Source organism: Actinoplanes utahensis, from assembly GCF_016862455.1.
GTDB lineage: Bacteria > Actinomycetota > Actinomycetes > Mycobacteriales > Micromonosporaceae > Actinoplanes > Actinoplanes utahensis.
Genome location: NZ_BOMZ01000115.1, coordinates 35,381 through 48,493 on the forward strand (window position 1 = coordinate 35,381; position 13,113 = coordinate 48,493).

At 72.7% G+C, this 13,113-nt stretch carries 10 protein-coding genes; all 10 read left to right on the forward strand.

The features are described from left to right. The first annotated feature begins 122 nt into the window (after positions 1–122). Positions 123–1,271 carry an inositol-3-phosphate synthase gene (locus Aut01nite_RS40955; RefSeq protein WP_043529747.1) on the forward strand — a complete coding sequence of 383 codons (1,149 nt, stop codon included), beginning with the start codon at positions 123–125 and terminating at the stop codon, positions 1,269–1,271. Then, positions 1,268–2,122, forward strand: a complete 855-nt coding sequence (locus Aut01nite_RS40960; protein ID WP_043529745.1) for an SCO3242 family prenyltransferase — start codon at positions 1,268–1,270, stop codon at positions 2,120–2,122. Before Aut01nite_RS40955 ends, Aut01nite_RS40960 begins: the two co-directional genes overlap by 4 nt. Further along, positions 2,119–2,949, forward strand: coding sequence for a sugar phosphate isomerase/epimerase family protein (locus Aut01nite_RS40965; RefSeq protein ID WP_043529743.1), 831 nt, complete (start codon positions 2,119–2,121; stop codon positions 2,947–2,949). The genes Aut01nite_RS40960 and Aut01nite_RS40965 overlap by 4 nt, the downstream gene beginning before the upstream one ends. An 11-nt stretch (positions 2,950–2,960) precedes the next feature. Continuing rightward, positions 2,961–3,551: an EboA domain-containing protein gene (locus tag Aut01nite_RS40970; protein WP_043529741.1), complete on the forward strand. Its 591-nt coding sequence runs from the start codon at positions 2,961–2,963 to the stop codon at positions 3,549–3,551. A gap of 17 nt (positions 3,552–3,568) precedes the next feature. Further along, complete coding sequence (locus Aut01nite_RS40975; RefSeq protein ID WP_043529739.1) at positions 3,569–4,420, forward strand: TatD family hydrolase; 852 nt, start codon at positions 3,569–3,571, stop codon at positions 4,418–4,420. Beyond that, positions 4,420–5,562, forward strand: a complete 1,143-nt coding sequence (eboE, locus tag Aut01nite_RS40980) for a metabolite traffic protein EboE (RefSeq protein WP_043529737.1) — start codon at positions 4,420–4,422, stop codon at positions 5,560–5,562. The genes Aut01nite_RS40975 and eboE overlap by 1 nt, the downstream gene beginning before the upstream one ends. Then, complete coding sequence (locus tag Aut01nite_RS40985) at positions 5,559–6,950, forward strand: alkaline phosphatase family protein (RefSeq protein WP_043529735.1); 1,392 nt, start codon at positions 5,559–5,561, stop codon at positions 6,948–6,950. Before eboE ends, Aut01nite_RS40985 begins: the two co-directional genes overlap by 4 nt. Next, entirely contained in the window at positions 6,947–8,017 is a 1,071-nt protein-coding gene (locus Aut01nite_RS40990) for a polyprenyl synthetase family protein (protein WP_043529733.1), read from the forward strand. The genes Aut01nite_RS40985 and Aut01nite_RS40990 overlap by 4 nt, the downstream gene beginning before the upstream one ends. A gap of 120 nt (positions 8,018–8,137) precedes the next feature. Then, entirely contained in the window at positions 8,138–10,954 is a 2,817-nt protein-coding gene (locus tag Aut01nite_RS40995; RefSeq protein WP_043529731.1) for a PQQ-dependent sugar dehydrogenase, read from the forward strand. A gap of 19 nt (positions 10,955–10,973) precedes the next feature. Further along, the gene (locus tag Aut01nite_RS41000) at positions 10,974–13,076 is read left to right on the forward strand and encodes a ThuA domain-containing protein (RefSeq protein ID WP_043529729.1); all 2,103 of its coding nucleotides are present in this window, start codon (positions 10,974–10,976) and stop codon (positions 13,074–13,076) included. Positions 13,077–13,113: the final 37 nt, after the last annotated feature.

Sequence of the window (13,113 nt, forward strand, 5' to 3'; positions counted from 1 at the left end):
CGATACGGCCGCCGGCCGCGGACCGGACGGGATTCCCCGGCCCGCGCCGGTCGGCCGTGCCCGGGAGGGACTTCCGCTACTCACATCCACCATCGCCGCGACGGCGAATCCGGAGGATTTCGATGACATTGGGTGTCTGGCTGGTCGGCGGGCGCGGCAGCGTCGCGGTGACCAGCATCGTCGGAGCTCACGCGCTGCGAGCCGGGCTGGCCCCGGCCACCGGCTGCGTCACCGAGCTTCCCGAGTTCCGTGCCGCCGGTCTCGCCGACTTCGGTGACCTCGTCTTCGGCGGCCACGACCTGGTGGCGACACCGGTGACGAAGAAGGCCGAGGAGCTGGCCGCCGCCGGTGTCGTGCCCGCCGCCCTGGTCACCGCCCTGCACACGGCACTGTCCGCGCTCGACGGTGAGATCCGGCCGGTGCCGGCCGGCGAGACCCAGGCGGTGACCGCCGCGCTGCTCGCCGCCGACCTGGCCGCCTTCCGGGACAGGCACGGCCTGGACCGGGTGGTGGTGATCAACGTGTCGTCCACCGAACCCGTTCCTGATCCGCACCCCGCGCACGCCACGCTCGCCGCCCTCGACGCGGCGCTGGAGAGCGGCGCGACGGTGCTGCCACCCAGTTCCCTCTACGCGTACGCGGCGTTCACCGCCGGCTGCTCCTACGTCGACTTCACCCCGTCGACCGGCGCCCGGCTGCCGGCGCTCGCCGAACTCGCCGCCCAGCGTGGCCTGCCCTGGGCCGGACACGACGGCAAGACCGGCGAGACCCTGCTCAAGTCGGTGCTGGCGCCGATGTTCGCCCGCCGGCACCTGCAGGTGCGCACCTGGTCGGGTGTCAACCTGCTCGGCGGCGGCGACGGCGCCAACCTCGCCGATCCCGGCGCCAACGCGGCCAAGAGCGCCAGCAAACAGCGGGTCCTGCGGGAGACCCTCGGCTATCAGCCGCAGGGCGCCGTCCGGATCGAGTACGTCGAGGACATCGGCGACTTCAAGACCGCCTGGGACCTGGTCACCTTCGCCGGTTTCCTGGGCACCGGCATGCGCCTGGAGCTGACCTGGCACGGTTGTGACTCGGCACTCGCCGCTCCACTGATCCTCGACCTGGCCCGGCTCACCGGCGCCGCCCATGCCGCCGGACACTCCGGCCCGCTGACCGAGTTCGCCTACTTCTTCAAGGACCCGGTCGGTGCGGCCCCGCACGGATTCGCCGAACAGTGGCAGGACCTCGTCGGGTTCGCCGCCCGGCTCGGCACGGGAACGCCACGATGACCGGCTGGCGCGACCTCGTCGAGCTCACCCGCGCGCCGGCCGCGCTGTCCGTGCCCGGCGACGTCGTCGCCGGCGCGGCAGCCGCCGGCACACTGGGACCGCGCACCGCTGCGATGGCGGCGGCGTCGGTGTGCCTGTACTGGGCCGGGATGGCCGCCAACGACTTCGCCGATCGCCACGTCGACGCCGTCGAGCGCCCGCACCGGCCGATCCCGTCCGGCCGGGTGTCTCCCACGGCTGCCGCCGGTGTCGCTGCCGGGCTGACCGCGGCCGGAGTGGCGGTCGCCGCGCTCGCCGGTGGCCGCCGGCAGCTTCCGGTGGTGCTCGGCCTGGCCGGGGCGATCTGGGCGTACGACCTGGGCGCCAAGAACACCGCGGCCGGTCCCGCCGTGATGGCCGGGTGCCGGGGGCTCGACGTGCTGCTCGGCACCGGCGGGCACTGGCGGACCCGGCCGGGTGCCGTCCTGCCGGCCGCGCTGACCGTGGCCGCGCACACCTGGACGGTCACCGTGCTGTCGCGCCGGGAGGTGCACGGCGCCGAGCCGTCGCTGCCGCTGCGTACCCTGGCCGTCACCGCGGCGATCGCCACCGCCGCCGGACGGAGTTCACGGATGCTCGTGCCGGCCGCGCTGGCCGCCTGGTACGCCGTCCGGTTCGGCGCCGCGCAGGCCCGAGCGGCCGCTGAACCCAGCGGGAGCCGGATCCGGGACGCCGTCACGGCCGGGATCACCAGTTTGCCGGTGCTGCAGGGGGCGCTGACCGCCCGTACCGGCACGCCCGCCGTCGGTGCGGCCACCGCCGTCCTGGCTCCGATGGCGGCCCGGCTCGCCAGACTGGTGAGCGCGACATGAGCGGGCTGCGGTTCGGATATGGCACGAACGGGTTCGGCAACCATCGGCTCTCCGACGCCCTGGCGGTGCTGGCCGACCTCGGCTACGACGGGGTGGCGCTGACCCTCGATCACGGCCACCTCAACCCGTACGCGAAAGGCGCCGCCCGCCGGGTCGAGGCGGTCGCCGCTCGCCTGGCCCGCCTCGGACTGTCGGTGGTGGTCGAGACCGGCGCCCGCTATCTGCTCGACCCGTGGCGCAAGCACGCGCCGACCCTCCTGCACGACGACCGGGACGTACGGATCGACTTCCTTCGCCGGGCCGTGACGATCGGCGCGGACCTGGGCGCGGAGGCGGTCTCGTTCTGGGCCGGGATCCGGCCGGACGGCGTCGGCGAGGACACCGCGTGGCAGCGGCTCGTCGACGGCTGCGCCGAGGTGCACGCCGCCGCCGAGCGGCAGGGTGTGGTCCTCGGCTTCGAACCGGAGCCGGGCATGCTCGTCGAGGACATCGCCGGCTGGCGGCGGCTGCACTCCGCGCTGGGCGCGCCCGCCGGGTTCGGCATCACCCTCGACATCGGGCACTGCCGCTGCCTGGAGCCCGACCCGGTTCCGGACTGTGTGGCGTCGGTGGCCGAGCATCTGGTCAACGTCCAGATCGACGACATGCGCCGGGGTGTGCACGAGCATCTCGAGCTGGGCACCGGCGAGATCCACTTCCCGCCGGTGCTGGCCGCGCTCGAGAAGGCCGGCTACCGCGGGCTGGTGGCGGTCGAGCTGCCCCGGCACTCGCATGCCGCCCCAAGCGTCGCGGCGTCCTCCATCGGGTTTCTGCGAGCGCTGGTCTGAAGGGAGACGTCATGGACCCCGGCACGCTTCGTACGGCATTGGCGCCGTCGCCCGGTGTCGGCTGGCTCGACGACGGCGTGGCACGCGTCAGCGCCGATCCGGCGAGCATCATCCGGTTGTTCGCGGCCGCCGGACGGCACTGCGGGCGAGCCCCGTTGCCCGGCGCGCCGGGCTGGACCGCCGACCAGGCGGCCCGCGTCCTGCTGCTGGGCGCCCTGCCCGCCGGCGACCTGGCCCGGCACGTCGACGATCTGTACCGGCACGGCGACGCCGCGGAGAAGCTGGCCGTCCTGAAAGCGCTGCCCCTGCTGCCGATCGGCGACGCGGCGGCGCCGTTGCTGCACGACGCCGTCCGCACCAACGACACCCGGCTGGTCGCCGCGGCGCTCGGCCCGTACGCGGTGCACCTGGATCAGGCCGCCTGGCGGCAGGCCGTCCTGAAGTGCGTCTTCATGGGCATCCCGCTGGCCGTGGTGCACGGGCTGGCCGGGCGTGCGGACGCCGAGCTGGCGGCGATGGCGGAGGGCTTGCGCGACGAGCGGGAGGCTGCCGGCCGGCGGTTTCCCGACGACGCCCTCGCCCTGCTGCGCCAGTCCACTTGAGGATCTCTGGAGGTTCGATGCGCATCTTCGACCCGCACATCCACATGACGTCCCGCACCACCGACGACTATGAGCGGATGGCCGCCGCCGGTGTGCGGGCCGTCGTCGAGCCGGCGTTCTGGCTCGGGCAGCCGCGTACCGGCGCCGGTTCGTTCGCCGACTATTTCGACTCGCTCGTCGGCTGGGAGCCGTTCCGGGCCGCCCAGTTCGGGATCCGGCACCACGCCACCATCGCGCTCAACCCGAAGGAGGCGAACGATCCGCGCTGCCGGGAGGCGCTGAAACTGGTGCCGCGCTACCTGGACAAGGACTCGGTGGTGGCGGTCGGCGAGATCGGCTACGACGCGATGACTCCGGAGGAGGACGAGGTCTTCGCCGCCCAGCTGGAGCTGGCCGTCGATCACGAGCTGCCGGCGCTGGTGCACACGCCGCACCGGGACAAGGCGCGCGGCGTGGAGCGTACCCTCGCGGTGGTTCGTGCGTCGGGGATCGGGCCGGGCCGGGTCGTCGTCGACCACCTCAACGAGGTGACGGTCGGGGCGGTGCAGGACGCGGGCTGCTGGATGGGCTTCTCCATCTATCCGGACACGAAGATGTCGCCGTCGCGGATGGTCGAGATCCTGCGGGAGCGGGGCCTGGAGCGGATGCTCGTCAACTCGGCCGCCGACTGGGGACGCTCCGATCCGCTGCTGACCCTGCGCACCGGGGAGGCGATGCTCGCCGCCGGGTTCAGCGACGACGACGTGGACCGGGTGCTGTGGCGCAATCCGGTGGAGTTCTACGGCCAGTCGGGGCGGCTCGACCTGTCCGAGACGGCCGCCGGCGAGGCGACCTTCGAGGGCAGTTCCATCCTGCGAGGTGGCAGCTGATGCGGGTACGGCACAGCGGTGGGCAGCCCCTGCACCTGAGCTACTGCACCAACGTGCACCCGGCCGAGGACCTGCCCGGCATCCTGGCGCAGCTGGACGTGTACGCGCTGCCGATCCGGGAGCGGCTCGGCGCCGACCTGCTCGGCCTGGGACTCTGGCTCGCCGCGCCGGCCGCCGCGGCGCTGGCCGCCGACCGCACGGCCCGGCGGCGGCTGCGGGCCGAGCTGGACGCGCGCGGGCTGGAGGTGGTGACCCTCAACGGCTTCCCGTACCGGGCGTTCCAGGCGCCGGTGGTCAAATACGACGTCTACCACCCGGACTGGACCACTCCGGACCGGCTGCGGTACACCCTCGACCTGGCCCGGGTGCTGGTGGACCTGCTGCCCGACGACGCGGCCCGCGGGTCGATCTCGACGCTGCCGCTGGCCTGGCGCGACCCGTGGCGCCCGGACCAGCGGGAGGCCGCGGCCCGGATGCTGGACCGGCTCGCGAGCGGCCTGGGCGAGATCGAGGGACGGACCGGCCGCACGATACGGGTCGGCTTCGAACCGGAGCCCGGCTGCATCGTGGAGACCACCGGACAGGCCGCGGAGCTGCTGTCCGCGGTGGACACCGACCGGCTCGGCGTCTGCCTCGACCTGGCACACCTGGCGTGCGCGTGGGAGGAGCCGGCGGACGCCCTCCGCCCCCTCGCCGACGCCGGGCTTCCGGTGGTGAAGGTCCAGGTCAGCGCCGCACTGGAGGTCGCCGATCCGGTCGCCGCCGAGCCGGTGCTGCGGCAGTACGCCGAACCGCGTTTCCTGCACCAGACCCGCTCGGCGGCCGGACCGTCGGCCGACGACCTGGACCTCGCCCTGGCCGGCGACCTTCCGGGGCCGTGGCGGGTGCACTTCCACGTGCCGCTGCACGTCGCTCCGGCGCCGCCGTTGTCGAGCACCACCGCGGTGATCGAGGGGGTGCTGCGCGATCTGATGAGCGCGGACGAGCCGTGGTGCGACCACCTCGACGTGGAGACGTACACCTGGGACGTGCTGCCCGCGGACCGGCGCCCGGCCGGCCCGGCGGAGCTGGCCGACGGCATCGCCGGCGAGCTGGCGTGGACCCGTGACCTGCTGAGCCGGGTGGCGGAGGCACGGTCGTGACCAAGCTGGTGGTTCTCGACGTGGTCGGGCTGACGCCGCGGCTGCTCGCGCACATGCCGCGGCTGCGCGCCGTGGCGGAGAGCGGTTTCCAGGCCCGGCTCGATCCGGTGCTGCCCGCCGTCACCTGCTCGGTGCAGGCGACCCTGCTGACCGGCGAGACCCCGGCCGGGCACGGGATCGTCGGCAACGGCTGGTACTTCCGGGACCTGGGCGAGGTGCTGCTGTGGCGTCAGCACCACGCGCTGGTCGGCGGGGAGAAGGTCTGGGAGGCGGCCCGCCGGCGGCAGCCCGGCTACACGGTGGCGAACATCTGCTGGTGGTACGCGATGGGCGCGGACGTCGACTGGACCGTCACGCCGCGGCCGATCTACCGGGCCGACGGCCGTAAGGAGCCGGACTGCTACACCGACCCGCCGGAGCTGCACGACGAGCTGACCGCCGCGCTCGGCACGTTCCCGCTGTTCTCCTACTGGGGGCCGGGCGCCGGGATGGCCTCGTCGCGGTGGATCTGCGCGGCCGCGCAGCGGGTGATGGCGGCCCACGACCCCGACCTGACCCTGGTCTACGTCCCGCATCTCGACTACGACCTGCAGCGTTTCGGCCCGTCGGATCCCCGCGCCGCGGCCGCTGCCGCCGAGCTGGACACCGTCCTCGACCCGCTGTTGCGGGCGGCTGCCGGACGCGGCGCGACGGTGGTGGCGCTGTCGGAGTACGGCATCACCGAAGCCCGGCGCCCGGTCGACGTGAACCGCGCGCTGCGCGCCGACGGCCTGCTGCGGGTGCACACCCAGGACGGCATGGAGTACCTGGATCCGTGGACGTCACGGGCGTTCGCCGTCGCCGACCACCAGATCGCGCATGTCTACGTCAAGAACCCGGGGGACCTGCCACGGGTCGCGAAGGTGCTGGCCGGGCTGCCGGGAGTCGCCGGGGTGCTCGACGCCGACGGCAAGCGTTCGCACGGCCTGGACCATCCGCGTGCCGGGGAGCTGGTGCTGGTGGCCGAGCCGGACGCCTGGTTCACCTACTACTACTGGCTCGACGACGCGCGGGCGCCCGACTTCGCCCGGCTCGTGGAGATCCACCGCAAGCCGGGGTACGACCCGGCCGAGCTGTTCTTCGACCCGTCCGCCCCGGCGGCGGCGAAGCGGCGCGCGGGGATCGCACTCGCCCGCAAGAAGCTCGGCATGCGCTACCTGATGAGCGTGGTCGGCCTGGACGCCGGCGCCCGGGCGGTCCGCGGCTCGCACGGCAGGCTTCCGGACCATCCGGACGACGGCCCGGTGCTGCTGTGCTCGGATCCGGCGGCCGGGCGGGACGACATCGCCGCGACCGAGGTGAAGGCACTGCTGCTGGAGCTGGCCGGCCTGGTGGAGGGCGCGTCGTGACGCAGTCGGCCGCGCGGGCGCTGGACGACTCCGAGTTGCGGGCCCGGTTCGACGCCCGGCTGGCGGAGTTCCTGCGGCAGCAGGGCCCGGACTGGCCGGACGGCGCGCCGCGCGGGCTGCTGAACACGCTGAGCCGGTTCGTGCTGTCCGGCGGCAAACGGCTGCGCCCGATGTTCTGCTACTGGGGCTGGCGCGGCGCGGGCGGCGCGGACACCGACGCGATCGTCACCGCGGCGGCGGCGCTGGAGCTGTTCCACGCCTTCGCGCTGATCCACGACGACATCATGGACGGCAGCGAGCGCCGCCGGGGCGAGCCGTCGGTGCATCAGCTGTTCACCGACCGGCACACCCTCTCGTCGTGGCGCGGCGACGCGGCCCGGTACGGGTTCAACACCGCACTGCTCGGCGGGGACCTCTGTGCGGTCTGGGCGGATCAGATGTTCCAGGACTGCGGCCTGTCCCGGGAGCAGGTGCACCGGGGTTACGCGGTGTTCTGCGGCATGCGCACCGAGGTGATCGCCGGCCAGTACCTCGACCTGGTCTCCGGGGTGGGCGAGGGCACCGCGGCGGGGGCGCTGACCGTGATCCGGATGAAGTCGGCGCGGTACACGGTGACCCGCCCGTTGCAGATCGGCGCGGCGCTCGCCGGCGCCGACGACGACATGCTGGCCGCGTTCGCGTCCTTCGGTGACCCGCTGGGTGATGCCTTCCAGTTGCGTGACGACGTGCTGGGCGTGTTCGGCGATCCGGCGGTGACCGGCAAGTCGGTGCTCGACGACCTGCGGGAGGGCAAGCGCACGGTGATGATGGCGTACGCCCGGGACCGGGCCACCCGGGAGCAGGCGACGCGGATCAAGGAGCTGCTCGGCAGCCCGGGGCTGGACGCGGACGGCGCGGCCGAGCTGCGCCGGATCATCGTCGACACCGGCGCGCTGGAGCGTACCGAGCGGTTGATCGAGAAACGCCTGAGCACGGCGGTGGCCGCGCTGGCGGCGGCGCCGGTGCCGGCGGAGGTGTCCGCCCAGTTGATGTTCCTGGCGGACGGGGCGGTCAACCGGCAGAGCTGAGCTTTCCGCTCTCATCGACAAAAGTCGATATCGGACAGTCGGAAGTATAGACAGTTCTGTATGAAGTCCTTACTGTTTCGATTGTTACGCCGAGGTAAACCCCGGAGAGGTCGTACCCCCATGCCATCCCGCACCCTGCCGCGGTGGCGACCAGCCGCCGCGGCCGTCCTCCTGCTGACCACCGTGGCCGCCGCCGGATTCCCCGGCCCCGCCCGGGCCCACCCGATCAACGCCGCCGACTTCCAGCAGGTCACCCTGGCCAAGGGCGAGCCCGAGGTCGGCGAGCCGATGACCCTCGCCGTGCTGCCGGACCGGTCCGTGCTGCACACCGCCCGCAACGGCACGCTGCGCCGCACCGACAGCTCCGGCAACACCGCCGTCGTCGGCACGGTCCCCGTCTACTCGCACGACGAGGAGGGGCTGCAGGGCGTCGGCGTCGACCCCGGGTTCGCGGCCAACCGGCACATCTACCTCTACTACGCGCCGCCGCTGACCACCCCGGGCGGCGACGCGCCCAGCGCCGGCAGCGACTGGTCCGCCTGGCAGGGCGTCAACCGGCTGTCCCGGTTCACCCTCACCAGCGACTGGAAGCTCTCCGCCGAGACCAAGGTCCTCGACGTCCCCGCCGACCGCGGACTCTGCTGCCACGTCGGCGGCGACATCGACTTCGACGCCGCCGGCAACCTCTACCTCTCCACCGGCGACGACAGCAACCCGTTCCAGTCCGACGGGTACTCGCCGCTCGACGAGCGCACCGACCGCAACCCGGCCTTCGACGCGCAGCGCACCGCCGGCAACACCAACGACCTGCGCGGCAAGATCCTGCGGATCAAGGTCGACGCCAACGGCACGTACACCGTCCCGGCCGGGAACCTGTTCGCCCCCGGCACCGCCGGCACCCGGCCCGAGATCTACGCCATGGGCTTCCGCAACCCGTTCCGGATGAGCGTCGACAAGGCCACCGGCGTCGTATACGTCGGCGACTACGGGCCGGACGCCGGCGTCACCTCCGGCCGCGGCCCCAGCGGGCAGGTCGAGTTCGACCGGGTCACCGGGCCGGGCAACTACGGCTGGCCGTACTGCACCGGAACGAACACCGCCACCGAGACGTACGCCGAATGGAACTTCGCCACCAACACCGCGGGAGCCAAGTACGACTGCGCGGGCGGCCCGGTGAACAACTCGTTCCGCAACACCGGCCAGAGCAGGCTGCCCCCGGCCAAACCCGCCTGGATCCGGTACGCCGGTGACGCCGGCAGCCCGCCGGAGTTCGGCGGCGGCTCCGAGTCGCCGATGGCCGGGCCGGTCTACCGCTACAACGCCTCGTCGACGTCGGCGACCAAGTTCCCGCAGTCGTTCGAGGGCCATTTCTTCGCCGGTGAGCTCGGCCGTGGCTGGATCAAGCCGATCCACGTCGGCGCCGACGGCACGGCAGGGGAGATCACCACGTTCCCGTGGAACGGCAAGCAGGTCATGGACATGGCCTTCGGCCCGGACGGCTCGCTGTACGTGCTCGACTACGGCACCGGCTACTTCAACGGCGACGAGAACTCGGCGCTGTACCGCTACGACTTCGTGGGCGGCGGCAACCGGAGCCCGACCGCCAACGCCACCGCGGACAAGGTGTCCGGGCAGGCGCCGCTGACCGTCGCGTTCTCGTCCGCCGGATCCAGCGACCCGGAGGGCGGCGCGCTTTCCTACTCCTGGAACTTCGGTGACGGCACCACCTCCACCGCCGCCAACCCCACCAAGACCTACACCAGCAACGGCACGTACAACGTGACGCTCACCGTGACCGACCCGCAGGGCGCGACCGGCAGCGACAACGTGCAGGTCGGCGTCGGCAACACGGCGCCTGCGGTGACCATCGTGACCCCCGGCGACGGGCAGCTGTTCTCCTTCGGCGACACCGTGCCGTACACGGTGACGGTCACCGACCCGGAGGACCCGTCGATCGACTGCTCCAAGGTCAAGATGACCTACGTGCTCGGCCACGACCAGCACGGCCACCAGATCACCTCGACCACCGGCTGCACCGGCACGCTGACCATCCCGGTCGACGGCGAGCACGACGCGGCGGCCAACATCTTCGCGGTGTTCGACGCCGGGTACACCGACGCCGGTGGCCTGACCACCCACACCCAGCACACCCTGCAACCGCGGCACCGCCAGGCCGAGCACTTCACCACCTCCTCCGGCGTCAGCACCTTCACCAAGACACCGGCCGAGGGCGGCCGCACCGTCGGCGACATCAACGACGGCGACTGGATCTCGTTCGGCACCTACCGGCTGAACGACGTGACCTCGTTCACCGCCCGGGTGTCCTCCAACGGGTCCGGCGGCACCCTGCAGATCCGCGCCGGCTCGGCCACCGGCACGGTGCTCGGCTCGGCCACGGTGCCGGTGACCGGCGGCTGGGAGACGTTCACCCACGTCACCGGTGCGATCACCAGCCCGCCGGCCGGCACCACCAGCCTCTACCTGACGTTCGCAGGCGTCGGCACCGGCGCCCTGTTCGACGTCGACTCGTTCACCTTCACCACCGCCGCCGCGCCCGTGGGCCGGGTCGTCGGGCTGGCCGGCAAGTGCCTGGACGTCAACGGGGCCGGGACCGCCGACGGCACCAAGATCCAGCTGTGGACCTGCAACGGCTCGGCCGCGCAGACGTGGCAGATCAGCGGGCAGGTGTGGCGCAACCCGGCGTCGGGCAAGTGCCTGGACGTGGCCGGTGGCGCCACCGTCAACGGCACCAAGGCGCAACTGTGGACGTGCAACGGCACCGCGGCGCAGAACTGGGCGGCCCAGAGCGACCGGACGGTGCGCAACCCGCAGTCCGGCCGATGCCTGGACGTCTCCGAGGTCAAACCCGACGACGGCCGGCAGATCCACATCTGGGACTGCACCGGCGCCGCCAACCAACTGTGGACCCTGTCCTGACCAGCTGAGGGGATTCCCCGTGCGAAGACGTCTCCGTACCCTGCTCGGCGCGGCCACCGTCGTGCTGACCACCCTGGCCTGCACCGCGCCCGCCACCTCCGCGGCGGCCGCCGACCCCGCCTACGACGTGCTCGTCTTCTCCAAGACGGCGGGTTTCCGCCACGACTCCATCGGCGCCGGCGTCCAGGCGATCCGGGACCTGGGCGCGGCGAACAACTTCACCGTGACCGCCACCGAGGACGCCACCGCCTTCACCGGCGCCAACCTCGCCCAGTACGAGGCGGTGGTCTTCCTCAACACCACCGGCGACGTGCTCGACGCCGGCCAGCAGACCGCTTTCGAGTCGTACATCCGCGGTGGTGGCGGCTACGCCGGTGTGCACGCGGCCGCCGACACCGAGTACGACTGGCCCTTCTACGGCCGGCTCGTCGGCGCCTGGTTCGCCTCGCACCCGGCGATCCAGCAGGCGAACGTCAAGGTCGAGGACCGGGCCCACGCGGCGACCGCCCACCTGCCGCAGACCTGGACCCGCACCGACGAGTGGTACGACTATCGCACCAACGCCCGCAGCACCGCGCACGTGCTCGCGACCCTCGACGAGAGCTCGTACTCGGGCGGCACGATGGGCGCCGACCACCCGCACGCCTGGTGCAAGACCCTCGACGGGGGCCGGTCGTTCTACACCGGCGGCGGGCACACCCAGGCGTCGTACGCCGACACCGCGTTCCGCACGCACCTGCTCGGCGGGATCCGCTACGCCGCCGGCCGCGCCAAGGCCGACTGCCGCCCGGAGACCGGTTACACCCCGCTGTACCACGGCTCCACCGCCGGCTGGTCGCAGGCCGGGCCGGGCAGCTTCACCAACACCGACGCCACGCTCACCTCGGTGGGCGGGCTCGGCATGCTCTGGTACTCGGCGAAGTCCTACACGAACTACTCCCTGAAACTCGACTGGCGGATGGCCGGCGACGACAACTCGGGGGTGTTCATCGGCTTCCCGCCGTCGAGCGACCCCTGGTCGGCGGTGAACAACGGCTACGAGATCCAGATCGACGCCACCGACGCCGCGGACCGGACCACCGGCGCCGTCTACAGCTTCCAGGGCGCGAACGCCGCCGCCCGGGACGCGGCGCTCAACCCGCCGGGGGAGTGGAACACCTACGAGCTGCTCGTCGAGGGCCAGCGGCTGCAGATCCTCCTGAACGGCGTGAAGATCAACGACTTCACCAACACCGATCCGGCCCGCGACCTCGACGGCCACATCGGCCTGCAGAACCACGGCGACGGCGACGACGTGTCGTTCCGCAACATCCGGATCAAGGATCTCGGCGGCGGCGGCGCCCGTACCGTGCAGGCCGAGTCGTTCAGCTCCGCCAGTGGGGTGCAGGCGTTCACCAAGGCGGGCGCCAACAACGGCCAGACCCTCGGCTACGTCGATCCGGGTGACTGGGCGGCCTACAACGGCGTCGACCTCACCGGCGTTACCTCGGTCGAGGCCCGGGTCGTCTCCGGCGGCGCGGGCGGCGCGATCGGGCTCCGCACCGGGTCACCGACCGGCCCCCTGCTCGGCTCGGTGGCGGTGCCCAACACCGGCGGCTGGAGCACCTTCGCCGACGTCAGCGGCACGCTGGCGAACGTGCCGTCCGGCACTCACAACCTCTACCTGACGTTCACCGGCTCCGGCACCGGCCTTTTCGACGTCGACGACTTCACCCTCGGCGTCTCCGGTGGCGGCGGCGGCACGGGCCGGGTGACGGGCTTCGCCGGTAAGTGCCTGGACGTCGCCAACGGCGGCAGCGCCGACGGCACCAAGATCCAACTGTGGACGTGCAACGGCTCGGGCGCGCAGACCTGGCAGGTCAGCGGGCAGACGCTGCGCAACCCGGCGTCCGGCAAGTGCCTGGACGTGGCCGGTGGCGCCACCGCCAACGGCACCAAGGCGCAACTGTGGACCTGCAACGGCAGTGCGGCGCAGAACTGGGCCGCGCAACCCGACCGGACCGTGCGCAACCCGCAGTCCGGTCGCTGCCTGGACGTCTCCGAGGCCAGGTCGAACGACGGGCAGCAGATCCACATCTGGGACTGCCTGGGCGCCGCCAACCAGCAGTGGACCCTGCCCTGACGAACGCCTCTCCCGGGCCGGTGGACCTTCCGCCGTC

Excerpts from the sequence above, each read along its gene's own strand:
- Aut01nite_RS40955 (WP_043529747.1), top strand. The coding sequence starts at position 123 with ATGACATTGGGTGTCTGGCTGGTCGGCGGGCGCGGCAGCGTCGCGGTG.
- Aut01nite_RS40960 (WP_043529745.1), top strand. The coding sequence starts at position 1,268 with ATGACCGGCTGGCGCGACCTCGTCGAGCTCACCCGCGCGCCGGCCGCG.
- Aut01nite_RS40965 (WP_043529743.1), top strand. The coding sequence starts at position 2,119 with ATGAGCGGGCTGCGGTTCGGATATGGCACGAACGGGTTCGGCAACCAT.
- Aut01nite_RS40970 (WP_043529741.1), top strand. The coding sequence starts at position 2,961 with ATGGACCCCGGCACGCTTCGTACGGCATTGGCGCCGTCGCCCGGTGTC.
- Aut01nite_RS40975 (WP_043529739.1), top strand. The coding sequence starts at position 3,569 with ATGCGCATCTTCGACCCGCACATCCACATGACGTCCCGCACCACCGAC.
- eboE (WP_043529737.1), top strand. The coding sequence starts at position 4,420 with ATGCGGGTACGGCACAGCGGTGGGCAGCCCCTGCACCTGAGCTACTGC.
- Aut01nite_RS40995 (WP_043529731.1), top strand. The coding sequence starts at position 8,138 with ATGCCATCCCGCACCCTGCCGCGGTGGCGACCAGCCGCCGCGGCCGTC.